Consider the following 25062-nt stretch of genomic DNA (forward strand, 5'->3'; position numbering starts at 1 on the left):
CAGCCGGTCCGGGGTTCACCTGATGTCAATCCACGCGCGTAGCACAGCAGCACTATTGGCGAATTTGACGGTGGGTCACAATATCCAGAACGACGCATTCCGCTTACCGTCCCATTCCGACGGAATCCGCCCGGCCGTGGGCGCCCGTGCACGCCTTGCCGGCCTCGCCCGACCTGCCCGACCTGCCCGACCTGCCCGACCTGCCTGACCTGCCCGCCGATACCCCGGGCTCGCGCGGTGGTAGCAGAATGCACCCCATGCTGATCTCGATGTTGGGGCCGCTGGAGGTCCGGGCCGACGCCGGTGGTGGCGGGGGCGCCCGGATCGAGGTGGGGGGCGCGCGGCTGCGGGCGTTGCTGATCGTGCTCGCACTGGAGCCGGGGCGGGTGGTGTCGGCGGAGTCGCTGATCGACGGGATCTGGGACCAGGACCCGCCGATGGGTGCGGCCAACGCGCTGCAGGCGCTGGTGTCGCGGCTGCGGCGGGCGCTGCCGGTGGCGGTCGAGTCGCACCCGGCCGGCTACCGACTGGTGGTGGAGCCGGACGCGGTGGACGTGATCCGCTTCGAGCGGCTGGCCGCCGACGGCCGGGCCGCCCTGGAGCGGGACACCGGCGCGGCGGCGCGGCTGCTGCGCGAGGCGCTGGAGCTGTGGCGCGGGCCGGCGCTGCTGGAGGTCGCGGGCGCCGACTTCTTCCGCGGTCCGGTGGCCCGGCTCTCCGAGCTGCGGGTGGCGGCGCTGGAGGACCGCGTCGAGGCGGACCTGCGGCTGGGCCACGGCCGCGAGCTGACCGGCGAGCTGGCCGCGCTGGTGGCCGAATACCCCCTGCGGGAGCGGCTGGTGGGCGCGCTGATGCGGGCGCTGGTCGCGTCCGGGCGCCCGGCCGAGGCACTGACCGCCTACGAGCGGGCCCGGGAGGTGCTCGCCGACGAACTCGGCGCCGACCCCTCGCCGGAACTGTCCGCACTGCACACCGCCTTGCTGCGCGGCGAGCTCGCGACCAGTGCCCAGCCGGCACCGGCGCCGGCACCGGCGCCCCCGCCCGCGCCGCGCGGGCCGCTGACCAACCTGCGGGCCGGGCTGGCCAGTTTCGTCGGCCGCGAGGAGGACCTCGCCCAGGTGAGCCGGCTGGTCGGCGAGCACCGGCTCACCACGCTCACCGGGCCGGGCGGCGCCGGAAAGACCCGGCTGTCGATCGAGGCTGCCCGCCCGCTGCTCGACCGGTTTCCGGACGGCGTCTGGCTGGTGGAGCTGGCGCCGCTCACCGACGGCGCCGACCTGCCGCAGGCCGTGCTCGCCGCACTGGGCCCGCGCGAGCAGGCGCAGGCGGGCGGGACGCCGCTGGACCGCCTGCGCGCCGTGCTGCGCTCCCGCGAGACGCTGCTGCTGCTGGACAACTGCGAGCACCTGATCGAGGCCGCCGCGGAGTTGGTCGACCAGGTGCTCGGCGAGTGCCCGGGGCTGCGGATCCTGGCCACCAGCCGCGAGCCGCTGGGCCTGACCGGCGAGGCGCTCTGGCCGGTGCGGCCGCTCGCGCTGCCCGCGCCGGACGCGGGGGTGGCCGAGGCGCTGGGCTCCCCCGCCGTGCGACTGCTGGAGGACCGGGCGGCCACCGCCGGCTCCGGCTTCACCGTGAGCGAGCAGACCGTGGCGGCCGTCGGCCGGATCTGCCGCGCGGTGGACGGCATGCCGCTGGCGATCGAGCTGGCCGCGGCCCGGCTGCGCACGATGAGCGCCGAGCAGGTGGCCGCCCGCCTGGACGACCGGTTCCGGCTGCTGACCGGCGGCGCCCGCACCGCACCGCGCCAGCACCGCACGCTGCGCGCGGTGGTCGACTGGAGCTGGGAGCTGCTCAGCGAGGCGGAGCGGATCCTGCTGCGCCGACTGGCCGTCTTCGCCGGCGGCGCCACCCTGGAGGCGGCCGAGCAGGTCTGCGCGGACCGCGCCGGCAGCGGTCTGAAGCAGGAAGTCGACCAGGCCGACGTCCTGGACCTGATCAGCTCGCTCACCGACAAGTCGCTCCTGGTCGCCACCGGCGACGGCCGCTACCGGATGCTGGAGACGATCAAGGCGTACGGCCTGGAGAAGCTGACCGAGGCCGGCGAACGGGAGACCGTGCGCCGCGCCCACGCCGACTGGTTCGCCGAACTGGCCGAACGGGCGGACCCGTACCTGCACCGGGCCGAGCAGCTGGAGTGGCTGGCCCTGCTCGCCGCCGACCACGACAACCTCACCGCCGCCCTGCGCGGTGCGCTCGCGGCGGGCGAGGCCCGGTCGGCGGTGCGGCTGGTGGCGGGCTGCGGCTGGTACTGGTGGCTCAGCGGCCATAAGGCCGAGGGCGCCGAACTGGCCGCCCGGGCGCTGGCACTGCCGGACGGTGAGCAGGACGAGGCGCGGGCCGTCGCCTGCGCGGTCACCGTGATGCTGGCCATGGCCGGGCTCGGCGACGAGCGCCAGATCGTCGAGCTCCTGCACGAGGCCCAGCTGCTCGCCGAACTGACCGGCAGCCGCAACCCGATCGTGCGCTTCGCCCGGCCGCTCAACCAGCTGCTGGTGCGCGACGAGGAGCCCGGCGCGGTGGTCCGGGTCTGGGACGAACTGGCCGACGAGGCCGCCGACGAGGATCCCTGGGTCCTTGCCTCCGCCCGGTTGGAGGGCGCCCGCGCACTCCTCAACATCGGCGGCCCACCGGCCGAGGCGGAGCACCGGATCCGCGCCTCGCTGGCCGGGTTCCGCGCCATCGGCGAACGCTGGGGCATCTCCTTCGCGCTGAGCGTGCTGGCCGACCTCATCGCCCGGCGCGGCGACCACGCCGCCGCGGTCGACCTGTACGAGCAGGCCATCGCCGTCACCACCGAACTCGGCGGCATCGAGGACCGCCTGCACACCCAGGGCCGGCAGGCCGAGTTGCGCTGGCTGCTCGGCGACCGGGTGGGCAGTGCCTCCGTCCTGGCGCAGGCCGAGCGCGAGGCCCGCACGCTGCCCTGGACCGACGCGCTCGCCGGACTGGCCCACTCCACGGCCGAGATCGCCCGCTGGTCCGGCCGCACCGCCGACGCCCGCGCCGAGCTGGCCCGGGCCGACGAGATCACCCGGAGCATCGTCGTGCACCCGGTGTTCCGCGCGATGCTGCTCGACTCACTGGCCCATCTCGACGCCACGGACGGCGACTTGACGGCCGCCCGCACCCACCGCCGCACGGCCCTCGACCTCGCCCTGACGGCCGGCCACGCCCCCACCATCGCCCAGACCCTGGTCGGCCTCGCGGACCAGGCGCTGCGCCAGGGCAGTCCCTCCCAGGCCGCCCGACTCCTCGCCGCCGCCCACGCGGTCCGCGGCGGCCCCGACCTCTCCCGCCCCGACGCCCCCAGAGTTGAAGCCGCCACCCGCACCGCCCTCGGCGACCACTACGCCGAGGCAGCCCGCGCAGGCGCCGCGGTGACCTCGGGAACGGCGGGCCTGACCCCGGCGACGCCGGCGGCGGTGCGGGAGCTGGCGGCCGTCACCCTCGCCGGTTCTGCTGCCCCGGGTGGCGCCGGGGACTGAGGCCCGGTCAGCGGGAGGTCCGGCCGGAACCTCCGGTGCCTGACCGCCCACACCCTCGTCGGCTTCCCGACCGACATCGAGTGCCTGATCGGCACGGCGCCGGCCGTGGGACGCTGGGCGCGGAAGGGAAGCTCACCGGAGACGCCCGTCACCCCGCACGCTCGCCACGAACGCCTGCCACTCCTCCCCCGCGAAGGCCAGCGCGGGGCCGTGCGGGTCCTTGGAATCGCGGACCGCCATGCCTCCCGTGCCCATGCGGCCCGTCTCCACACAGTCGCTCTGAGCCCCTGAGAACGAGGACTTGCGCCACTCGATCCGATCCTCAGCGGCAGTCAGGGGAAGATTGCTCGTCATGATCTAGACCATTCCTTTTTGCGATGCGCTCGATCAGCGCGACTGATTCGGTGCGTGACAACGATTCCGCGAGAGCACGGCGGAACAGCGTGGCGTACTTGAGCACCTCGTCCGGCTCTTCGATGTAGAGCGTGCTGAGCAGGCTGTCCACATACGCGACATCCGTCTCGGTCGTCTCCGGGAAGCTCAGCACGACGACCGGGCCGAACAGGGCAGCGTGGATCTCCGAGGCTTCTGGCAGGACCTGGATGCTGATGTTCGGCTGTCCGGAGGCGACCACGAGAGAACCGAGCTGATCACGCATCACCGACGGCCCGCCGATCTGATGCTTGAGCACGGACTCCGAGAGCACCACCCACAGGCGCAACGGCACCTCACGGGTGAGTACCGAACGGCGCTCCTGACGAACCTTGGTCAGGGTTTCGACCTGCTCCGGGGTCGCATCCTCTATCTGCGCACGGACCACGGCACGGGTGTAGTCCTCGGTCTGCAAGAGACCGGGTACGAGGAGGGTCTGAATGCTGTAGGCATCCGAGGCGTCGGCTTCCAGCGCGATGTAGTCGGCGTAGAGCGGAGACAGCGTCTCCGAGTAGCGGTCCCACCAGCCACGCAGCCGCCCCTCGCGTGACAGCGCCTCCAAGCCACCCCGCACACTTGGATCATGGACTCCGTACAGATCGAGCAGAAGCCGTAGATCGACGATCCTGATCCCGGACTGCGCCGCCTCGATCCGGCTGATCTTGCTTTCGGCGCAAGCGAGTTGCTGTGCGGCCTGAGCGAGAGTCAACCGCTTGGCAGTTCGAAGCTCCTTGAGCGTTCGGGCGAGCCGCCGCTGACGGACAGTCGGATTCCTGTTCACGGGCACGATGGACCTCCCCTCGGGTGTGGCTCGTAAGTCTGCCCTCCCGCGACCAGGACAACAATCTTTAACAGGTTCCCAAAGTAGGGACTTGCACCATAGTTACTTCCAAGAGGATGCTACTCGGAGTGGATAACACCACGACAGACCGTGATCATGACGGTTCGTCACCGGGCATCCCCGTGCCCGCGTCCGGCCGTCCCCCAGGGCGCCCTTCTCTCGCGCCTGCTTCATTCAACAGCCGTGCCGCACAGGGAGTTTCGCCATGCCGGAAACGCTCGACCACCTCCCCCTCGCCCGCACCATGGAGCCGACCTGGCTCGCGAAGTCCGACCACTCTCCGGCCGCAGCCAGACGGCTGCTGCGCAGCTTCCTGTCAGGCGTGCGCGGCGGCGAACGCTTCAGCGACAAGGGGCAGCTGCTGGTCAGCGAGCTGGTCACCAACGCAGTCGTCCACGCGACGAGGAGCGACCAGCGGATCCGACTGCGCCTGGAGGTGGACCAGGAGCAGCTGTGGATCACCGTGGAGGACGCCTCCGACCAGGTACCGCAACCACGCAAGAGCACCGACGGCGAGTCGGGCCGAGGCCTGCTCCTGGTAGAGGCACTCGCCGACGCCTGGGGCTGGGGTCCGCGCGAGGGCGTCGGCAAACAGGTCTGGTGCGTCTGCTCCCCCGACCCGGCGGCGGGACAGCCCTGCCGCCGGCGGTGATCGCCCTGGCACCGCCGGATGCGCCCAGATGGGGCACAGGCACATCGTTTGCGCAGACCTCCTCGTTTGCCCGGATATGGGCGCATTAACGAATCTGCACGACGAACGTCCGCACACGGGCGAGGATGGCACCCCCATCACATTGGCCGAGCGCTGTCATGCCACGGGCGGCCTGTTCAGGACCACCCTCGGAGAGTTGCGCGAGGAACTCGGCTACGGACGGCTCGGCAGGCATGTCCTGGCGGAGGCGGCGGAGAGCCTGACCCTGGAGGGGCTCGGCTGGTTCCCCTCCTGGCGCCTGTCGCCGAGGAACGACAAGCCGCACAAGGACCAGGAACTCTGGGTGTTCGCGCGGGACGGCGGCCTCCGCTGTCAAATCATCTGCGCCATCCAGGAACCTGATGACTGCGATGTTCCCGCAGTCCTGAACGGGCTGCTCACCGGTCGGCCGCAGGATCTCTCCCCGGAGGACAAGCTCGACCTGATTCGCGAGATCCTCGGCCTCTGACCTCCCCGGATGCTCCTCCCAGCCGCACGGCCATGCGCACGGATCCGACTTCTGACGCATCTTCAGATCAGCTATGAACCCGTTTGGATTTTTAACACACCATCAAACTCATGAGGCCTTTAGTGTACGTACGAGTGAGCGATGGAACGTCACTGCCCCGGCAGGCAAAGGCCGAGCGATCTCCCGTCCGGTGAGTCCGCGAACCGGCTCGACGCGCCGACCGGCACCCTGCGGCTTGACCAGAGCTCACCACGTCAGCTCGGAGCCTCCCCACCTGGGAGTCCGAGTTCAACGGCGGCAAGAAAGGTCTTGCTCATATGACAGTGGATGTCATCGTGTCCGCCCCCTGCCGAAGGCGTAGACGCACCCGGCTCAAGGAGGCCCTGGTTCTGCTTCCCGGCCTGGCGCTGCTGGCAACGGGCGTGCTTCAACCCGGCATCGCGCACGCCGCGGACGCACCCGTGGAGCTGGGGACCGACACCAGCTACGCGGTTCTGGGCGGTTCAACGGTCACCAACACGGGGCCCAGTGTGATCAACGGCGACCTGGGCCTCAGCCCGGGCTCCTCGGTCACGGGCTTTCCGCCGGGCATCGTCAACGGCGCGCAGCACGTCGCTGACGCGCCCGCCCTGCAGGCACAGTCGGACCTGGTCATCGCGTACAACGACGCGGCCGGCCGAGCACCCACGGCCAACGTCGCGGGTGACCTGGTCGGGCTGACACTGACGCCCGGCGTCTACAAGTCCACCGGGCCGCTGGGACTGACCGGGACGGTGACGCTCGACGCCCAGGGCGATCCCAGTGCGGTGTTCATCTTCCAGATCGCCTCGACCCTGATCACCGGCTCGGCGAGCAACGTCAGTCTCGTCAACGGGGCGCAGGCCTGCAACGTGTTCTGGCAGGTGGGGAGCTCCGCCACGATCGGGACCAATTCCTTCTTCAAGGGCAACATCCTGGCCCTGACATCCATCGCGGCACAGACCGGCACCGTGATCGAGGGCCGGGCCCTGGCGCGCAACGGCGCGGTCACGCTGGACACCAACACCATCACGAGAGCGGCCTGCACCGTCGGCCCGCCTGGACCGGCCGGACCCAGCGGCCCCGCCGGCCCCTCCGGACCGGCCGGACCCAGCGGGCCCGCCGGCCCGACCGGCTCACCCGGCCCGACCGGTGCTCCCGGTGCTCCCGGCCCGAACGGCGCTCCCGGTGCCCCCGGCGCCAACGGTTCTCCCGGCGCTCCTGGCGCGCCCGGCCCCAACGGTGCGCCTGGCGCGCCCGGCTCGCCGGGAGCTCCCGGTGCGCCCGGTCCTAACGGTGCGCCCGGCTCCCCCGGCACGAACGGTGCGCCTGGAGCTCCCGGTGCTCCCGGTGCTCCCGGTGCTCCCGGTGCTCCCGGTGCTCCCGGTGCCAACGGTTCTCCCGGCGCTCCTGGCGCGCCCGGCCCGAACGGCGCTCCAGGTGCCCCCGGCGCCAACGGATCCCCCGGCCCCAACGGTGCCCCAGGTGCCAACGGATCCCCCGGCGCTCCTGGCCCCAACGGCGCTCCAGGCGCCCCCGGTGCTCCCGGCGCCAACGGATCCCCCGGCCCCAACGGCCTGCCGGGCGCCAACGGATCCCCCGGCGCTCCTGGTGCTCCCGGCCCCAACGGAGCTCCCGGCGCCCCCGGCGCTCCCGGTGCTCCCGGCCCCAACGGAGCCCCCGGCGCCCCCGGCGCTCCCGGTGCCCCCGGTCCGGCCGGACCCGCCGGACCCGCCGGGCCTGCTGGCCCCGCCGGACCTCCCGAGACTCCGGGGAATCACGGCGGCCACGGCGATCACGGCGATCACGGCCAAGTAGGCCCTGGACAGGGTGATCACGAGAAGGGCTCCGGCGGTCACGATCAGGGCAACCACGCGACGGTCCCCAGCGGTCACGACCAGGGTGGCAACGGGCAGCACCCGAAGAAGCCGGGCGCGCTCGCTGCAACCGGTGCAGGCATGGCCGCCGACATTGCAGCCGGCTCGCTGACCATGCTGGCTCTGGGATGCCTGGCCCTCGTCCTCGTGAGGAGAAGCCAGGGGCGGAGAGCCGGTCGACGGCATTGACCCATCGGGGTGGACCATCGGGCAGGTTCCGACCGACGGTCCGCCCCCACCCACCGCCGGCGGACTGGCGCGTCGGCCGGCGGGCTCTTCTCCGCGGGCCCGCGGTGCCCGGTCCGTCCTGATCGGCACGTGCTCCCCCGAACTGGCCAGCCGGTCTCAGGACTTGGCGGATCTGCTCTCCCCCTGCCCCACGCCGAGAGAGCCCGCCCTCAGCCGGCGAAGCCCGGGACCACCAGGCCGGACTCGTAGGCGATCACCACGGCGTGGGTGCGGTTCTGGGCGCCGAGCTTGGTCAGGACGTTGCCGACGTGCGTCTTGACCGTCTCCAGGCTCACCGTGAGCGAGTCGGCGATCTCCGGGTTGGACCGGCCGGTGGCCATCAGGCGCAGCACCTCCTCCTCGCGTCCGGTCAGTGCCGCGTTCGGCAGGGCGGCGGCGGAGCCGAGGGGGCGGGCGGCGACCATGCGGCGCAGGGCGGCGGGGAAGAGGATCGCCTCGCCCGCGGCGACCACCCGGACCGCCTCCGCGATCTCCCGGACCGGGCGCCGCTTGAGCACGAAGCCGCTGGCACCGGCGCTGAGCGCAGCGGTGACGTAGCCGTCGTTCTCGAAGGTGGTGATCACCACGATCTTCGGCGGGTCGGGCAGGTCGTCGGAGGTCAGCAGCTGCCGGGTGGCTTCCAGGCCGTTGAGCCGCGGCATCCGCACGTCCATCAGCACCACGTCCGGCCGCAGCCGCCGCGCCTGCTCGACCGCCTCGACGCCGTCGGCGGCCTCGCCGACCACCGCGATCCCCGGCTGAGCGGCGAGCAGCATGCGCAGACCGCTGCGGGTCACCTCGTCGTCGTCCGCGATCAGGAGGGTGACAGGAGGAAGGGCAGCGTCGGTCATGCCGACAACCGGACGGGCAGCCGGACCGCCAGCCGCCAGTGCGCCGCCCCGTCCGGACCGGCCTCCGGGCCGGCCGCGAACTCCCCGTGCAGCAGCCGCACCCGCTCGGCCAGCCCGGGCAGACCGTGCCCGGAGGTCGGGAACGCCCGCGAGCCGGCACCAGCGGACCCCACCCGGTTGACCACGCCGATCTCCAGCCCGTCCCGCGACGCCGCCACCCGGACCTCGATCGGGCCGCCCGTCCCGTGCCGCAGCGCGTTGGTCAGCCCCTCCTGGATGATCCGGTACGCCGCCCGCGAGAGGGTGCCCTGCACCTGCGTCAACTCGCCCGACAGCTGCGGCTCGACCACCGCGCCCGCGTGCCGCAGCCGGTCGAGCAGTTCGGGCAGGTCGGCCAGGGTCCGGGTCGGCGCGGTGCCCGGCTCCTCCTCGCGCAGCACGCCCAGCACGTAGTCCAGGTCCTCCAGGGCGGCCCGGGTCGACTCCTCGATGCTGCGCAGGGCGGCCCGCGCTGCCGCCGGGTCGGCGGCTAGCACCTCGCCCGCCACGGCGGCCTGGATCGTGGCCGCCGTCAGCGTGTGCCCGATCGAGTCGTGCAACTCGTGGGCCAGCCGGTTGCGTTCGGCCAGCTGCTGTTCCCGCTCGGCGGCCAGTGCGAGCCGCTCGGCCGAGGACGGCCCGAGCAGCGGTGCTGCCAGCCGGCGCAGCGCGCCCGCAACCACCGCGCAGACCACGGGTACGAGCAGCAGGAAGACGATCCCCACCACCCAGCTCCAGGCGCCTGTCAGCCGGAACGACCCACCGCTCCAGCTCAGCCGAGCCTCACCCGAGAGCCAGTTCCCCGGCAGGCTCACGCCCAGCCCGAGCAGCACCATGCTCGCCAGGCCCCCCGCCCACCCCAGCGCGACGTGCAGCACCAGCCACAGGGGGGTCCGCCAGCGGTCGGCGGCCGACGGCACCGAACCGGCCACCGGCGGACGGCGGACGGTCACCACCTCCGGCAGCGGCACCCGCAACAGCCGACGGGCACCGGCGACCAGCAGCCGCCGGGTGCCGCGGAACAGCCCGATCACGGCGATCAGCAGCGCCCAGACCACCAGGGTCAGCACGGCCCGGACCCCGTACGGACCCGACCGCCAGGCCAGCGCCGGCGCCATCGCCAAGGGCAGCAGCGGCACAGCAACCAGCGCGCCGGCAGCGGCGAACAGCACGCCCGTGTAGGTCGAGCCGCGCAGCAGCGGCCGGATTCCCCTGATCATGATCGCCAGTATGACGGGGCGGCACACCGGCGCCCTCCCCCGATCGGGGGAGGACCGGCTCCCGCCTTCCCGCGATGCGCACCAGCGCCCCAGGACGCCAAGATCGTCTCCAGGTCAGGTGACGAGAGGACAGCCGATGTACACGCAGGAGATCGACATGCCGACGGTGGTACCGAGCCCGGTCCGTGCGAGCGAACGGAACGGTCCGGCCGTGGCCGCCCTGGTGGTGGGCATCGTCAGCATGATCAGCTCGATCGTCTTCGTCGGCGGCGTGTTCGGGCTCGTCGGCCTGGTCCTGGGCACCGTCGCCCTGGCCAGGGCCCGGCGCAGCGGCGTCGGCAGGGGCCTGGCCGTCACCGGTCTGGTGACCTCGTTCCTCGCGATCCTGGTGTCCGTGCTGCTCGCGTTCTTCGCGGTCTGGTACGCCGACAGGACGCAGAAGTGCTACCAGCCCGACAGCTTCCGGCAGTACACCCAGTGCGTGCACCAGCAGCTCTCCGGTCACTGACCGGCAGCCCGGGGGGGCTTGGCCGGGGCCGGACCGCTGTGCGGTAGGGTCCGCTCCGAGTACAAACGGGGGGCTTTTGTGGGTATTGCGGACGAATGGCTCTCGCCTGGGCTGCCGGAGCTGACGAAGGCTCAGCGCGGGCAGCTGGCCCAGGTCGGGTTCGACCTGAAGCGCCTCTACGGGCTGAGCCGCAGCACGTACGGCGTCTCGCAGGTGCGCAGCGTGCTGCGCTGCTTCACCGACGCGTGCCCGGGCGAGCGGCCCACCGTCGCGGACGTGGCCCGGGTCGGCGAGGTGTGGCGGCTGGCGAGCGACAAGCCCGCGACGATCCTGCGCAGGGAGCTGACCCGGCACGGACTCGACCACCTGGACGCCCGGACCGAGGCCAAGGCCAAGGCCGAGGAGCAGCAGTACCGGCTGCGCACCCCGGTGCGGGCCGCGGTGGGCTGGGCGGTGGTGCTGCTGCTGGTCGTCCTGCAGGCGGTGCTGGGCATCCTGGACCTGGGCATCGGGATGGTGATCGGCGGCCTCGCACTGGTCGTCGGCTGGTTCCTGGCGGTGCGCCGGCTGGTCTACGGCCGGCGCAGCGCGCCGCGCGCGGTGAAGGTGACCTACGTGCTGGGCGCGCTCGCGCTCTGCTACGCGACCGCCTCCACCGGGGCCGTGGCGGTGATGGTGCTCGGCTCCCGCGGGGTCGCGCACATCGCCTACGAGGAGACCGACACCGGCAGCCACAACACCTCGTACAAGCAGTGCTACGTGGAGCTGCCCGACAACTACACCGAGGCGCTGCGCACCACCGGCTCCTGCCCGGCGCCCGACGGCGCCCCGGTCGGCGTCTACTACAGGCCTGGCGGCGACTCCCCGCTGCGGCCGGTGCTGGCGGACTCGGCCTCGCTGGAGCAGGCCGGCCTGGTGTGGGGCCTGCCCGCGGCGCTGGGCCTCGGCCTGCTCGGCTGTGCGGCGGTGGCGAGCACCCGCGGCGTGGAGCGCCGCCCGCGCGACTGAGCGGGGAAGCAACCGTTCCCCGCCCCGCCCCCGATCCGCTGTCACTCCGTGCGCAGCGCCGTCACCGTCCGGGTCCGGGCCGCCCAGCCCGCCGGGAGGAGCGCGCCGAGGACCGCGATCAGCAGGCCGCCCAGGCCGAGCAGCGCGAGCTGCCCGTCCGAGTAGACGTCGATCAGCGCGGGCGGGAAGTCGAGACCGGCGCTGCGCCCCATCGCGGGCATCGTCACCGCGTGCAGGGCCAGGCCCAGCGGCAGACCGACGGCGCCGCCGACCAGGCCGACCAGGGTGACCGAGGCGAGGACCATGGCGACGGTCTGACCGGGGGTCATGCCCAGTGCCTTGGCCACGCCGATCTCGCGGACCCGTTCGCGGGTCTGCAGGACGACGGTGTTGAGCACGCCCAGACCCGCGACGGCGACCAGCATCAGCGTGAGCAGGCCGGTCAGCGCGTCCATCGCGACGATGGTGCCGCTCTCGCTGCGGCCCTGCGCGCTGTCGGCGGTCAGGCCCAGCGGGGTCAGCGCGGTGTTCAGGGCGGTGGCGTAACCGACCGCGCCGGTACCGGGCTTCAGCTTGATCGAGTAACTCACCGGCTGGGGCCGGGGCTCGGCGGGGGCCAGGGTGGCGGCGTCGGTGAGGACCTCGTTGGTCTGGGTGTGCGGGTCGAAGACCTCGCCGACGATCCGTACCGGGATCGCCTTGCCGTGGTCCTCCAGCGTGACGGTGTCGCCGAGCCGGCCGGCGGTGGCGGTCAGGAAGGTGGACGGCACCACGGCCTCGCCGGGAGCGGTGAACCAGCGTCCGGCGACCATCCGGTACCCGGCCCAGGAGGCGTCGCCGCTGAAGGTGAAGACGCTGGTGGTGCCGGCCACCCCGGCCACCGTCACGTCGGTCTCGGCGGTGCCGTAGTACTTCAGCGTGCCGGGCTGGGCGTTGACGGCGGCTCGGACGGCGGCGGCCACCGCGGCGGGGTCCGCCGCGGGGTGCGCCCCGGCGGCGCCCGGCGTGGAGACCCCAGCAGCCCCTCCAGCCCCAGCAGTTCCAGTGGACCCCGCAGCCCCCGCACCCCCCGGCGGCGGCCGGTAAGCGTCGACGGTGACGTCGGCGTTGTCGTGGTTCTTCGCCGCCTGCACCCAGCTCAGCGAGGCGCCGGTGCCCACCGCGAAGGTGGCGGCGGCGGTGCCGAAGACGATCGCCGCGACCATCCCGGCGGTGCGGGCGGGCCGGGCGAAGGGCTGGGCCAGGCCGAGGCCGACCGGCCGCGGCAGCGGGAGCCGGGCCGCCACGCGGGCGGCCCGGGCGGCGGCCCGGCCCTCCGTGCGACGGCCTGCCCGCGCGGTGCGCCCGACGGCGAGCGCGTCCACGGTGCGCAGCCGGCCGGCCCGCAGGGCGGCGGCCCAGGCGGTGAGGGTGACCAGGCCGAGCGCACCGGCGATCACCGCGAGGTCGACCCAGGGGGCGACGCCCGCGCTGGTGCCGCCGTAGGCGTCGGCGGTGGCGGAGAGCACCGGCACGGCCGCCAGGTTGCCCGCGACCACGCCGACCGCGGTGCCGATCGCGGCCGGGACCAGCGCCTGGGCCATGTAGGCGCGCACCACTTCGGCAGGGGTGAAGCCCAGCGCCTTGAGGATGCCGATCCGCCGGGTGCCGCTGCCGACCGCGCCGGACACCACGATGCCCACGATGAGCACCGACATCAGCACGCCGAGCAGACCGAAGGCGATCAGGAACGGCACGAAGAGCGCGGTGTTGCGGCTGCTGCCCTGCGCCGTGTTGAGCCAGGACTGCACCCCGGTCAGCGCACCGGCGGGCGTCGCCGCGGTCACCGCGGCGCGGTCGGCGGCGATCTGAGCGGTGCTGCCGGCCGCGGCGAAGCGGTAGAGCATCTGGTAGCCGCCGGGCGCGGCGGGGGTGGTGAGCGCGGGGAGCTGGGCCGGGGCCACCCAGGCGTCGGCGCTCTGGCTCACCGAGCGGGCGACGCCGACCACCGTCAGCCGCGGATCGCCGGGCAGCGCGGGGAAGTCCAGGGTGGTGCCCAGGTCGCGGATCGGGCTCGCGTAGTCGTCGGCGAGCACGATCTGGCCGGGGGCCGAGGCCCAGCTGCCGCGCAGCAGCGTCACGTCGTCCACGGGGCCGCCGGGGTCGGCCCGGCCGACCACCGTCATCGGCGACAGGCTCATGCCCGCGGGCAGCTGGAGCTCCGGGCCGCCGTGCGGATCGAGGGTCGCGGTCGCGAACGGCCCGGCGGCGGCGGTGACACCCGCGGCGTGCGCGGAGGCGGCGAGTCCCCCGCCGCCGGAGCCCGCGCGCCCCGCGTCGAACCGCGCGACCAGGTGCGCGCCGTGCTGGCCCGCGAAGGCCCGGTCGAACGGGCCGTCGGAGGCGACCAGCAGCGATCCGCCGAGCACCGAGACGGTCACCGCCATCATGGTCGCCAGCCCCGTCACCGCGCTCTGGACCCGGCGCCGCCGCACCCCGGAGCGCACCACCCTGCCGAGGCCGCTCATCGGGCCACCGCCCCGGTGGCGTCGCCGGCGCCCCGACCGTCGGCCGTGGTCACGTCGCCCGCGACCCGGCCGTCGGCGAGCGTGACGGTGCGGGTCGCGCAGGCCTGCGCCAGGGTCAGGTCATGGGTGACCGTGACGATCGTCTGGCCGTCCGCGTGCAGCTCGTTGAGCAGCGCCTTGACCTCCTCGCCGGCGGCGGAGTCCAGCGCGCCGGTCGGCTCGTCGGCCAGCAGCAGCGCCGGCCGGTTCATCAACGCCCTCGCCACGGCGACCCGTTGGCGCTCGCCGCCGGACAGCCGGGCCGGCCGGGCCGCGGCGTGCCGGGCGATGCCGAGCGCGTCGAGCAGTTCGGCCGCCCGCCGCCGCGCCTCGCCCCGCGCCAGGCCGGCCAACTCGGCCGGCAGCACCACGTTGTCGGCGACCGTCAGATCGTCCAGCAGGTTGAAGAACTGGAAGACCATGCCGATCCTGGCCCGCCGGTAGCGCGCCGAGGCGGCCTCGCCCAGCTGGTCCACCCGCACGCCGTCCACCGTGACGGTGCCCGAACTGGGCCGGTCGAGACCGGCGATCAGGTTGAGCAGCGTGGACTTGCCGCTGCCGGAGGGTCCGAGGATCGCCACCGACTCCCCGGCCCGCACGGTCAGCGACACCTCGTCCAGCGCCGCGCGCCCCTGGTCGTAACAGCGACTGACACCGCTCAGTTCGATCACCGGTGTGGTGGTCATCGTCGTCTCCCTCGACACGTCCGTCCGCCGGCCTGGCGGCCACCACGAAGGTAGGAGCGGGGACGGCTGCGGCACGTCGCCCGGCCGGGGCATCTGCGCTACCGCGCCAGGCGCATGCGGCGCGGTGTCATCCTTGCGATGTAGTCGAGCGGTGCAGCGGGAAACCACACCCGGGCGGATGTACCGGGACGGCGCTCTCCCCCACAATGCTCAGGTGACGGATGATCATCTGACGAGCCCACCGGCGGCCGCACGACTGCGCGAACTGCGCGAGCTGGCCGAGCGGACCCTGGGGCCCGTCCGGCGGATCCTGCCGGGCCCGGGCGCCGCACCACCGCCCGCGCCCACCCGGCGCGCCCGGGTCTTCGACGCCGTGCTCGCGCTGGCCCTCGCCCTGGCCGGTGTCCACTACCTGATGAACCCGATGAGCAGCGGCCTCTCCGCCTGGAGCGGCTCGGCCCTGCTGGTGCCGCTCGCCGCCGTGCCGCTGGCGCTGCGCCGCCGCTACCCGCTGGCGGTGCTCTGGGCGGTGCTGGTGCTGACGCCGCCGATCCGGCACGACTCGGGCGACATCGCCTACTGCGCGGGGGTCCTCTGCATCGTCGCCGCCTACAGCGCCGCGGCCCACGGCCCGCACCGCACGGCCACGCTGGCCAGCCTGCCGGTCGCCGCCGGGGTGCTGGTGTACCTGTTCGACGGCGCCCAACTGCCGCAGTTCCCCCACGCGGTGATCGCGCTGCTGGTGCTGGTGCCGGTCTTCGCGGTGGCCTACGAGATCCGGATGTGGCGGCGCCGGGTCGACGAGGGGCACCGGCGGCTGTCCGCCCTGGAGGCCGAGCAGGTGGCGGCGCTGCAGCGCGCGGTGGAGCACGAACGCGCCCGGATCGCCCGCGAGTTGCACGACGTGGTGACGCACAACGTGAGCGTGATGGTGATCCAGACCGGCGCCGCCCGCAAGATCATGGACACCTCCCCCGAGCGGGCCCGCGAGGCGTTGCTCGCGGTGGAGACCGGGGGACGGGCGGCGATGGCCGAACTGCGCCAGGTGATGGGGCTGCTGACGATGGACAGCGACGGCGCCGCCGATCCGGCCGCGCACGCCGAGCTGGCCCCGCAGCCGGGCCTGGGCCGGCTGGAGGCCCTGGTCACCGGGGTGCGGCAGGCCGGGATGCCGGTCGAGCTGACCGTGCTGGGGCCGCGCCGCGCGGTGCCGCCGGGCGTCGAACTCGCCGCCTACCGCGTGGTGCAGGAGGCGCTGACCAACACGGTCAAGCACGCGAGCGGCGCCGCCGCCGAGGTCGTCGTCGAGTACGGCGCGGACCGGCTGCGGGTGGAGGTCTGCGACACCGGCGGACGCCCGGGCCCGTCCGCGGCCGGCGGCAACGGACGCGGACTGCTCGGCCTGCGCGAACGCCTCGCCGTCTACGGCGGTACCCTCACCAGCGGTCCCCGGGTCTCCGGCGGCTACCGCGTGCGCGCACTGATACCCCTGGAGGCGTTGTGACCGAGCCGCTGCGCGTGGTCGTCGCGGACGACCAGGCGCTGGTGCGCACCGGGTTCCGGATGATCCTGGAGTCCGAGGGCATCGAGGTGGTGGCCGAGGCGGCCACCGGCGTCGAGGCCGTCGAGGCGGTCCGCCGCACCCGGCCCGACGTGGTCCTGCTGGACATCCGGATGCCGGAGATGGACGGCCTGGAGGCGACGCGGCGGATCGTCGGCGCCGGCGCACCGGGCGGCCCGGACGGTCCCCGAGTGATCATCCTGACCACCTTCGACCTGGACCAGTACGTCTACGCGGCGCTCTCGGCGGGCGCCAGCGGCTTCCTGCTCAAGGACGTCAGCCCCGAGCACCTGGCCGGCGCCGTGCGGATGGTGCGCGGCGGCGACGCGCTGCTCGCCCCCGCCATCACCCGCCGCCTGGTCGAGCGCTTCGCCCGCAAGGACCCGGCGGCCGCGGCGGTCCACCGCGATCTGGCCGCGCTGACCCCGCGCGAGCTGGAGGTGATGGGCCTGCTGGCCCGCGGCCTGAGCAACGCCGAACTCGCCGCCCACCTCACGCTCTCCGAGGCCACCGTGAAGACGCACGTGGCCCGCATCCTGGCCAAGCTCAACCTGCGCGACCGGGCCCAGGCGGTGGTGGTCGCCTACGAGACGGGCCTGGTCAGCGTGGGCGGCGGCGCGGCGGCGGGTTAGGCCGTGTCTCACACTTCCCGCCAGGCGCGCGACGCCGGGCGCCCAACGCCGCGCGCTGATCCGACGCGAATTGTGAGACACGGCCCAGGGCCTGGGAGCGCCCCGGCCGGCCGCCGCACCGACGCTCCGTCAGCCCTTGGGCGCCGCTGCCCCGCCCGTCCCGGTGCCCGCCTGCCGGGTCACGATCGGCCACTCGTGCTGGTAGAGCTGGAACGGCAGGTCCTTCTCCAGCAGCGGGGTGCCGAGGATGGCGATCCGCGCCAGCACGTCCCCGGTGACGTTCAGCCCGCCGTACAGGCCCGCCTTGCCGTCCACGGTCGGCGTCGTCCCGCTGCCGTCCAGGGTGACCCGGCCGTTCACCGTGGCGCGCAGGTACGGCTCGATGGTGGCCTTCACGCCCAGGGCGTCGTAGAGGGCGACCGAGCCGTCGGCGACCAGGCCGGTGCGCACCGCGGCGTTGCCGGTGAAGGTGGCCCGCACCGGGGAGACGGTGGTGCTGCCCGGGTCGGTGACGCCCGTCCAGCCGCCCGCCCTGGTGTAGTCGGCGTGGACGCCCCAGGTGCCGTCCACGCTCTGCTGGGCGTCGACGGTCACGGTGCCGTCCGCGCTGATCTCGGCGTAGACGGTGAGGTTGAGGGTGATCACCACGGGCAGCGCGCCGACCATCACGGTCGGGGTGGCGGCGAGCGTGGCGATCGGGATCTTCACCGGCCCGGTGGCGGCGGTCAGGCCCGCGGTGACGTGCCAGTCGGCGTGCGCGCCGAGGTCGAAGCCGACCTTGGCCTGCTGCAGGCTGAGGACGCCGCCCTGGTAGCTGAAGTCCACGCTCGGGTCGAGTTCGATCGAGCCGGTGAGCGTGGCCTTGGCGCCGCCGGGCAGCGGGACGTTGTCGTTCGCGTCCAGCTTCAGCGCGGCCGAGGCGCCGCCGCTGCCGCCGCCGGAGGTGGCGGTGTAGGACACCTTGAGGTCCTTGACCTGCGGGGTGACCTGGATGTTGTGCGGGTCGAGCGCGGTGCGGATGTCGGCCTGGGCCTGGCCGAGCAGTTCGGAGATGGCCGCCGGGCGGGTGCTCGCCTCGACCTTCCCGCCGGCCACCGGCTTGACGTCGGTGATCGCGAGCAGCGCGCCCTGCGGCGCGGCGGCCGAGGGCGGGCTGTCGATCAGCTGGCCGGGGCGGACGGCGGCGACGGCCGAGGCCGAGGCGGTGGCCGACGGCACGGCCGAGGCGGCCCCCGAGGCAGGCGCCGAGGCCTGGGCGGACGCCGGGGCCGAGGCAGCACTGGCCGAGGCACTGGCCGGCGCCGAGGCGGTGGCCGAGGCGCTCGGGCCGGTGCTGCCCTGTCCGGTGCTGCCCTGGGCCGCGTTGTCGGCGGCGGCCAGCACGACCTTGCCGGTCTGCTTGTCGTAGGAGTCCAGCGTGAGGTTGGCCTGGCCGACCGTGGCGGGCCGACCCGACGGAGCGGAGCCGGCCGCGGTCGCCGCCGGGGTGCCGGGCGCACTGGTCCGGGCGGCGGGGGAGGCTCCGGCGGGAGCCTTGGGCGTAGCGGCGGCGGTGGGCGCGGCCGGTGACTGGGCGCCGGCCGGCACCACCAGGGTCACCGGCGCGGTGCCGCCGGGGTCCGGGGTCACCGGCAGGGTGCCGCCGGCCGGGACGGTCGCGGCCAGGGCGGCCGCGGCGGTGGGGTCGGCTGACGGGGCTGCGGGCGTCGTCGGGTCGCAGGCGCTGAGCGAGAGCACGACGGACGCGGCGAGCGCGGACAGCGCGAGGGTGCGCATGGACAAGCGGAGGGTCACCTTCGGCGAGAACGGTCGGGGAGAACGGGAGCGGGGCCCTGACAGCCCGTCACTGACGGCGCCGGGAAGCCGTGCCGTCCCGTGTCAGTGCAGCTCGACTACCGGAGCGGACCGGTGGCCTGCCCCGCGCCGGACCGTCCCGCCGCCGTCGGGACCACCGCCGCGCAAGCCCCTGGCGCCCCCCTAAAACTAGAGCCAGTAGTTTTGCCAGTGCGACCGTACACTAATCGGCACTTGGCCCTACAACTCGCGGCCACCACCACTTCTGACGGCCCGACGGGCCGCCGGCGAAGGGACCCGACGATGGGCAGACCCCCGCGCTCGCTGCTGACCCGGGAGGGCATCCTGCGCGCCGCCCTCGCACTGGTCGACGAGGAGGGACCCGGCGCCCTCTCCACCCCGCGGCTCGCGGCCCGGCTGGGCGTCAAAGGCCCCTCGCTCTACAACCACGTCTCCGGACGCGACGAGATCGTCGACGGGATCCGCGAGCTGATCCTCGCCGAGATGGAGCTCGACATGGGCATCCGTCCGTGGACGGCCGCCCTCGACAGCTGGGCCCGCACCTACCGCGCCGCGATCGCCGCGCACCCGCACACCATCCCGCTGCTCACCGGCCGCCCGGTCCGCTCGCTGCCCGCACTGCACAGCTACGCCGAGGCGTTCGAGGTGCTGCGCGAGGCCGGCTGGCCCGAGGAGCACCTGGTGCCGCTCGTGCAGTCCTTCGAGTACTTCCTCAGCGGCTCCGCGCTCGCCCTGGTCGACACCGCCTGCGAGCTCCCGCTGCCCACCGAGCAGCTCCCGCCGGGCCTCGAACCGATGCTGCAGGCCCCGCCGAACTACCGCGAACTCGCCTTCGAGGCCGGCCTGTCCGCCCTCATCCGCGGCTACCAGGAGACCCTGGCCGCGCTGCGGCAGCCGCCCCGACCCCGCTGAGCGGGCCACTGCCCCGGGCGGGTATCCGGCGCAGCGCCGTCACCGCCGCGCCCACGCAGCAGCCCGCGGCGAGCGCCATCGCGACCGGCGTCCTCGCCGCCACGTCCGGCGCGACGAAGGCGCCCAGCAGCGCGACGCCGAGCACGCCGCCGGTCTGCCGGGCGGCGTTCAGCGTGCTGGAGGCCATGTTCCGGTGCTCCTCGGGGGCGTGGGCCAGGACCGCCAGCGTCTGGGCGGGCGCCGACAGGCCCAGGCCCAGCGCGAAGAGGACGAAGCCGGCGGCGGTCACCGGGTAGGGCGTGTGCCGCACCCCGAGGGCCAGCACCAGCAGCCCGGCGGCGGACAGGCCCATCCCGGTGGCGAGGGCGGTGCGTGGACCGCGCCGCTCGGTGAACCGTCCGCCGAGCAGGCCCGCGCCGGCGGTGACCGCCAGGGTCAGCGGCAGGAAGGCCAGCCCGGTGCGCAGCGCGGAGTAGTGCCGCAGCTGCTGGAAAGCGAAGGTGTGGACCAGCAGCATGCCGTACAGGGTGAAGTTGTAGACCGCGCCGCCCAGCAGTCCGGCCTGCACGGGCCAGGCGGTCAGGACGGCCGGCGGCAGCAGGACGTCGTGGCCGCGGCGCCCGCGGCGCAGCTGCGCGACGACCAGGCCGAGCAGTGCGAGCAGGCCGCCGGCCAGCACCGGCAGCACGGTCGGCGAGCCCCAGCCGGCCCGCGCGGAGGTGACCAGGCTCCAGACCACCGCGGTCAGCCCGAGCACCGCGAGCAGCTGGCCGGCCGGGTCGAACGCCACCGGCCGCCTCGGCAGCTCCTCGACGTACCGCCGCACCAGCCACCACGTCACCGCCACCACCGGGACGTTGAGGACGAAGATGCTGCGCCAGCCCAGGGTGTCCACCAGCAGGCCGCCGAGCAGCGGCCCGACCACCATGCCGACACCACCGACGCCCACCCAGACCGCCACCGCCCTGGCCCGCTCGGCGGGCCCCGGACAGGCGTGGGCGATCAGGGTCAGCGGCGCGGGCGCGAGCAGCGCGGCACCGGCGCCCTGCAGGGCGCGGGCGGGCACGAGCAGGGCGGCGCCGGGCGCGAGCGCGCAGAGCACCGAGGCCGCGCCGAAGACGCCCAGGCCGATCAGGTAGCCGCGGCGCGGACCGATCCGGTCCCCCAGCCGCCCCGCGGAGAGCAGCAGGGCGGCGAGGACGAGCGTGTAGGCGTCCACCACCCACAGGCCCGCCGCGGCTCCGGCGCGCAGCTGCGCCCGGATCGCCGGGACGGCCACGTTCACCACGTTGGCCTCCATCACGATCAGCGCCGTGCCCAGGCAGAGCCCGGCCAGGCCGAGTCCCCGCCTGCGCGCGGCGGAGTCGACGACCCGTCGTGACCTGGTGACGTCCGTGCGTGTGGTGACCATGCGCCGAACATACCTACTAGTACGTATGTCGGCAAGGGACCGGGCGGGGCCCGCCGGTGGCCCCCGTCGTCAGTCCTTCGCCGGCACGTAGTACGGCCGGTTGTGCGCGGCCACCGGCGGCGACTGGTAGCTCCAGACGCCCGCGGCGGGCGCCTGGCCGATCAGCTCGGCGAGGTGGTGGCCCACGCCGCTGTCGGGGTCGGCGACCGTCAGGCGCACCCGGTCGGCGGCGCCCGCGTCCAGCGCATGGTGCTGGTACGGCTGGTAGACGTTCATCGGGCCGGCCAGCAGGCCCTCGCGCGGATCGGTGCCGTAGCCGGTGATCGGCGTGTTGTTGACCGGCTCCGCGGTGAGCCCGGCCAGGTCGGCCTCGAAGGAGAAGAGCGGGTGCTCCTCGCGCACGATGCCGCCGCCGTCCGCGGTGAAGCCCGCCCGCTTGCAGCTGACCGACCAGCTCCGCTGCCGCGCCGGGCCGTTGAGCGAGGGCATGGTGGTCTCGAACCAGCCCGGGTACTTGGGCTCGGCGTAGAGCCGGGACCCCGCGTCGATCGCGAGCGGGTTGTCGCACAGCACGTGGATCCGGGCGATGCCCAGCAGCTTGGTCTGGTCGAAGCCGTGCGCGTACTGCTGGTAGCCGAGCGCGGGCAGCCGGCCGAGCGCGGCGGCCGGGTGGGCGATGATGTTCACCTCGATCTCCTGGGTGATCCCGCCGCCGTTCGGGTACTGGGCGAAGTAGAGCTGGTAGTTGACCGAGACGCAGGCCCGGCCGTCGAACTCGGCGGCGACCAGCCCGGGGTGGTGCTCGGCCAGCACGTCCCGCACGGGGGCCGGTTCGACCAGCCAGTCGATCCCGATGTTGTGCAGAGCGCCGTAATGGAACGGGAGTTGATAGGGCTCCGGGACCGGCGGCAGTTCCGGGCCCGGGTACGGGGCGGGGTTGTGGCTCGGGCTCTGGTTCACGGGGACAGGGCTCCTTCGCGGGCGAGGCCTTGCAGGTCGTGGTGGATCCGTTCGGCGCTGCGCAGAGCCAGGGCCGCCATGGTGAGCGAGGGGTTGGAGGTGGCGACGGTGGGCATGCTGCCGCAGCCGACGGCGTACAGGTTGGGGTGGTCCCAGCAGCGCTGCCACGCGTCGACCACCGAGTCGGCGGGCGAGTCGCCCATGATGTGGGTGCCCGCGCCGTGCCCGGCGGCCCGGTAGGCGTACGGCCGGCCCTGGTACTCGAAGTAGCCCGGCCAGGCCGGTCCGGGCTCGAAGCGGGTGTGGTCCTGCGCGCCCAGCAGCGCGAAGAGCTGGTCGGAGACGGCCTTCGCGGCGACGATGCCGCGCTTGACGTACTCCGAGAGGTCGTAGTGGAGCACCGGGCGCGGGTTGCCCAGCGCGTCGCGGTGGCGCGGGTCGATGGTGACCCGGTTCGCGGGGTCGGCCTCCTGCTCCATCTCGAACTGGAACGCGATCTCGCGCCCGATCCGGTCGCCGAGGGTGCGCCGCAGCTCCGGGCCGAACAGCCCGCGGCCCGCCGCTCCCCCGCTGCGCAGCAGTTCGGCCACCCGCAGGTCCGGCGGGCCCAGCGCCCAGGTCCAGCCCCAGTTGCCGATCTCGACCCGGAACGGGGCGCGGCGGGCGCGGGCCGCGCCGAACCGGAAGCCCTCCAGGCCGGAGGTCGAGCCGGGGCCGCGGTAGGCGCCGACCTGTTGGGGCATCAACCCCCAGGTCAGCAGGACCGGGTGGTCCATCAGGTTCCGGCCCACCTGGTCGCTGCTGTTGGCCGCCCCGGAGGCGAGCAGCAGCTTGGCGTTCTCGATCGCGTGCGCGGCCAGCACCACGAGAGCGGCGTCGGCGCGGCGCTCGGCGATCCCGGTGGGATGGTCGTCGCCCTCGTAGGTCCGGTACTCCACGCCGGTGGCCCGGCCGTTGCCGTCGATCCGGACCCGGGAGACCACGGCCCGGGTCACCAGGGTCACCGAAGCGCTCCACCGGGCCTGGGTCCGCAACGGGGTGTACTTCGCCTGGGCGGGGCAGATCGGCACGCAACTGGCGTGCCCGGAGCAGAGGTTGCCCTCCAGCTGGTAGCCCGGGTTGGGCAGGCCGTTGCGGGCGTGCGGGGTGCCGACCACCCGCAGCGGGGTCGGTACCTCCTCGGCCGGGTCCTGCACGCACTTGCCGTCCAGCGCGTCGGCCAGCACCTGGTCCAGGTGGCTGCGCGGGATCGCCCGCATCGGGAACGCGTAGCCGTCCGGGAACGGCAGGCCGACCGCCTCGCGCTGCTCCGCGACATCGGCCGCCACCCCGATCTCGCGCTCGGCGGCCCGGTAGTACGGCTCCAACTCGGCATAGTCGATCGGCCAGTTGCGGCCGTGCCCGAAGTCACCGGCGCGGAAGTCCTCGGGGTGCATGCGCGGCGCGAGCCCCGTCCAGGCCAGCCCGGTACCGCCGTTGGCGCGCAGGTAGCCGCTCGCGTAGGGCAGCGGACCGCGCTGCACGACGTACCCGTCCGAGCGGTAGCCGCCCTCGGCCCGGCCGGACAGGTCCAGCACACTCGGCGACGGCGCCGCCGCGGTCGTCCGGTAGGGCGCGTTCGGCACCTTCACCGCCGCCGAGCGGTACGCCTCGACCGCGGCCCGGTGCCCCGCCGCCCCCTCCGGTTCCCCTTGGCCGGCCTCCAGCACCAGGACCCGCCAGCCCTGGTCGCCCAGCCGCTGGGCGACCAGCGACCCGGCGAACCCGGCGCCGACCACGATCACGTCCCACCGCCCGGCCTCCGGCGCGCTCACCGCGACCGCTCCGGCTCGACGGTCCAACTGCCGTGACCCCGCGGGCCGGTCCCGGGCGCCTGCCCACCGAACGCCCGCCAGACCAGGCCCCGTTCATAGGCCGCCGACGAGACCACGACCGGCACCCCGCCCGCCACCGACCAGCTCCCGAGGTACCACAGCCCGGCCACCGCCCGCGCCAACTCGCGCTCCCCCTCCCCCAACGGCTCCGCCACCAGCCGCCCGACCGCCGCCGCCCCCGCCTCCTCCAGCACCACCGCCCAGTACACCTCGGCCATCCCGGTGGCCCACAGCTCCGCACCACCGAACCCGGTCAACTCCGCCGACGCGGCTATGAACTCATCGATCGACGCCACCACTCAGCCCCCTCCGGCCCGCACTCCCCCTGGCGGCCCGAAGCTACCCACCCACCCGATCACCCCATGCACTCCGCACCCGATCGAGTGAATTGAATGCCATAACTCCAAATAGCACCCACACTCGTGCTATCGCGGCAACCAATCCCTCTCTCGACAGCACCTGCCCCAGCGAGCCCTCCGGGCAATCCTCGATATCTTGATCACCAGTTCATTGATCACGACCCTCCTGGCTACCAGCGGAGTGACCATGACCCGCACCGTCATCGACCTCGACGACGACCTCCTCGCCGAGGCCCAGCAGCTCTTCGGCACCGCGACCAAGGTCGCCACTGTGAACGCCACCCTGCGCGAGGCCGTGAAGCTCGCACGGCGGACAGCACTCGCCGACGGCATCGCAAGCGGCGAGTTCAACCTCCTCGATGAACCGGGCGAGCGGTCGGTCACGTGAGCAGGGAGCGCTACCTGATCGACAAATCGGCCCTCGCCCGCTGGGGCGACGAACGGCACCAGGTCACCGTCCTGCACTATGACGGCGACTACGACATGATCGCGGCGATCACCGGGCAGCCCACCCGCCGGGTCGCTCCCTCGGGCAGCGCGGACTGAGCCCGCCCCGCAGCCGCACCGTGCCCACCCCCC

Annotated in this window: 21 protein-coding genes and 1 pseudogene; 11 read left to right on the forward strand and 11 right to left on the reverse strand. The window is 74.0% G+C overall.

Features of this window, described 5'->3' with window-relative positions; genetic code table 11:
• The first annotated feature begins 257 nt into the window (after positions 1-257).
• Complete coding sequence (locus tag OG500_RS10610) at positions 258-3545, forward strand: BTAD domain-containing putative transcriptional regulator (protein ID WP_329579094.1); 3288 nt, start codon at positions 258-260, stop codon at positions 3543-3545.
• A 132-nt stretch (positions 3546-3677) separates the two neighbouring features.
• Here the strand turns inward: OG500_RS10610 and OG500_RS10615 are convergent, their stop codons facing one another.
• On the reverse strand, positions 3678-3899 hold the full coding sequence (locus OG500_RS10615; protein ID WP_327066286.1) for a DUF397 domain-containing protein: 222 nt from the start codon (positions 3897-3899) through the stop codon (positions 3678-3680).
• Positions 3868-4764 carry a DUF5753 domain-containing protein gene (locus tag OG500_RS10620; RefSeq protein ID WP_327066287.1) on the reverse strand — a complete coding sequence of 299 codons (897 nt, stop codon included), beginning with the start codon at positions 4762-4764 and terminating at the stop codon, positions 3868-3870. The genes OG500_RS10615 and OG500_RS10620 overlap by 32 nt, the downstream gene beginning before the upstream one ends.
• 259 nt (positions 4765-5023) lie before the next feature.
• Here OG500_RS10620 and OG500_RS10625 point away from each other — a divergent pair, with 259 nt between their 5' ends.
• The 3 genes from OG500_RS10625 (at position 5024) to OG500_RS10635 (ending at position 8062) form a co-directional block, all read left to right on the forward strand.
• The gene (locus tag OG500_RS10625) at positions 5024-5470 is read left to right on the forward strand and encodes an ATP-binding protein (RefSeq protein WP_329579098.1); all 447 of its coding nucleotides are present in this window, start codon (positions 5024-5026) and stop codon (positions 5468-5470) included.
• Positions 5471-5498: 28 nt separating this feature from the next.
• Positions 5499-5978 (forward strand): hypothetical protein, encoded by a 480-nt coding sequence (locus OG500_RS10630; RefSeq protein ID WP_329579101.1) that lies wholly within the window; start codon positions 5499-5501, stop codon positions 5976-5978.
• Positions 5979-6295: 317 nt separating this feature from the next.
• Entirely contained in the window at positions 6296-8062 is a 1767-nt protein-coding gene (locus OG500_RS10635; RefSeq protein WP_329579104.1) for an ice-binding family protein, read from the forward strand.
• A 209-nt stretch (positions 8063-8271) separates the two neighbouring features.
• On the opposite strand, the gene OG500_RS10640 is transcribed toward OG500_RS10635, so the two are convergent.
• Both OG500_RS10640 and OG500_RS10645 read right to left on the reverse strand, forming a co-directional pair.
• Positions 8272-8952, reverse strand: a complete 681-nt coding sequence (locus OG500_RS10640) for a response regulator transcription factor (RefSeq protein ID WP_329579107.1) — start codon at positions 8950-8952, stop codon at positions 8272-8274.
• Positions 8949-10211, reverse strand: a complete 1263-nt coding sequence (locus OG500_RS10645; protein WP_329579110.1) for a sensor histidine kinase — start codon at positions 10209-10211, stop codon at positions 8949-8951. The genes OG500_RS10640 and OG500_RS10645 overlap by 4 nt, the downstream gene beginning before the upstream one ends.
• A 136-nt stretch (positions 10212-10347) precedes the next feature.
• On the opposite strand from OG500_RS10645, the gene OG500_RS10650 reads away from it, so the two are divergent.
• Positions 10348-10719: a DUF4190 domain-containing protein gene (locus tag OG500_RS10650; protein WP_327066293.1), complete on the forward strand. Its 372-nt coding sequence runs from the start codon at positions 10348-10350 to the stop codon at positions 10717-10719.
• 78 nt (positions 10720-10797) lie between these two features.
• Positions 10798-11727: a hypothetical protein gene (locus tag OG500_RS10655; protein ID WP_329579113.1), complete on the forward strand. Its 930-nt coding sequence runs from the start codon at positions 10798-10800 to the stop codon at positions 11725-11727.
• 41 nt (positions 11728-11768) lie between these two features.
• Here OG500_RS10655 and OG500_RS10660 read toward each other — a convergent pair whose 3' ends face one another.
• Entirely contained in the window at positions 11769-14234 is a 2466-nt protein-coding gene (locus tag OG500_RS10660; protein ID WP_329579116.1) for an ABC transporter permease, read from the reverse strand.
• Positions 14231-14959, reverse strand: a complete 729-nt coding sequence (locus OG500_RS10665; protein WP_327066296.1) for an ABC transporter ATP-binding protein — start codon at positions 14957-14959, stop codon at positions 14231-14233. Before OG500_RS10665 ends, OG500_RS10660 begins: the two co-directional genes overlap by 4 nt.
• Positions 14960-15173: 214 nt before the next feature.
• Between OG500_RS10665 and OG500_RS10670 the strand changes: the two genes are divergently transcribed.
• Both OG500_RS10670 and OG500_RS10675 read left to right on the forward strand, forming a co-directional pair.
• Positions 15174-16463, forward strand: coding sequence for a sensor histidine kinase (locus OG500_RS10670; protein WP_442789136.1), 1290 nt, complete (start codon positions 15174-15176; stop codon positions 16461-16463).
• Positions 16460-17152 (forward strand): response regulator transcription factor, encoded by a 693-nt coding sequence (locus OG500_RS10675; protein ID WP_327066297.1) that lies wholly within the window; start codon positions 16460-16462, stop codon positions 17150-17152. Before OG500_RS10670 ends, OG500_RS10675 begins: the two co-directional genes overlap by 4 nt.
• Before the next feature lie 129 nt (positions 17153-17281).
• On the opposite strand, the gene OG500_RS10680 is transcribed toward OG500_RS10675, so the two are convergent.
• Entirely contained in the window at positions 17282-18934 is a 1653-nt protein-coding gene (locus OG500_RS10680; protein ID WP_329579120.1) for a hypothetical protein, read from the reverse strand.
• A 315-nt stretch (positions 18935-19249) separates the two neighbouring features.
• Here OG500_RS10680 and OG500_RS10685 point away from each other — a divergent pair, with 315 nt between their 5' ends.
• Positions 19250-19879 (forward strand): TetR/AcrR family transcriptional regulator, encoded by a 630-nt coding sequence (locus tag OG500_RS10685; protein WP_327066299.1) that lies wholly within the window; start codon positions 19250-19252, stop codon positions 19877-19879.
• Here OG500_RS10685 and OG500_RS10690 read toward each other — a convergent pair.
• The 4 genes from OG500_RS10690 to OG500_RS10705 all read right to left on the reverse strand — a co-directional run bounded on the left by OG500_RS10690 (position 19821) and on the right by OG500_RS10705 (position 24420).
• Entirely contained in the window at positions 19821-21290 is a 1470-nt protein-coding gene (locus tag OG500_RS10690; RefSeq protein WP_329579124.1) for an MFS transporter, read from the reverse strand. The genes OG500_RS10685 and OG500_RS10690 overlap by 59 nt on opposite strands.
• A 69-nt stretch (positions 21291-21359) precedes the next feature.
• Entirely contained in the window at positions 21360-22250 is an 891-nt protein-coding gene (locus OG500_RS10695; RefSeq protein WP_329579127.1) for a hypothetical protein, read from the reverse strand.
• A complete protein-coding gene (locus tag OG500_RS10700; RefSeq protein ID WP_327066302.1) occupies positions 22247-24064 on the reverse strand; it encodes a GMC family oxidoreductase in 1818 nt (605 codons plus the stop codon). Before OG500_RS10700 ends, OG500_RS10695 begins: the two co-directional genes overlap by 4 nt.
• On the reverse strand, positions 24061-24420 hold the full coding sequence (locus OG500_RS10705) for a hypothetical protein (RefSeq protein ID WP_329579130.1): 360 nt from the start codon (positions 24418-24420) through the stop codon (positions 24061-24063). Before OG500_RS10705 ends, OG500_RS10700 begins: the two co-directional genes overlap by 4 nt.
• A 250-nt stretch (positions 24421-24670) precedes the next feature.
• On the opposite strand from OG500_RS10705, the gene OG500_RS10710 reads away from it, so the two are divergent.
• Together OG500_RS10710 and OG500_RS10715 are read left to right on the forward strand one after the other, a co-directional pair.
• Positions 24671-24871, forward strand: coding sequence for a type II toxin-antitoxin system VapB family antitoxin (locus tag OG500_RS10710; RefSeq protein WP_329579132.1), 201 nt, complete (start codon positions 24671-24673; stop codon positions 24869-24871).
• A 50-nt stretch (positions 24872-24921) separates the two neighbouring features.
• Positions 24922-25029, forward strand: a pseudogene (locus tag OG500_RS10715) (VapC toxin family PIN domain ribonuclease); the annotation flags it as partial.
• Between the last annotated feature and the right edge of the window lie 33 nt (positions 25030-25062).

The sequence above is a fragment of the Kitasatospora sp. NBC_01250 genome (assembly GCF_036226465.1).
Classification (GTDB): Bacteria; Actinomycetota; Actinomycetes; order Streptomycetales; family Streptomycetaceae; genus Kitasatospora.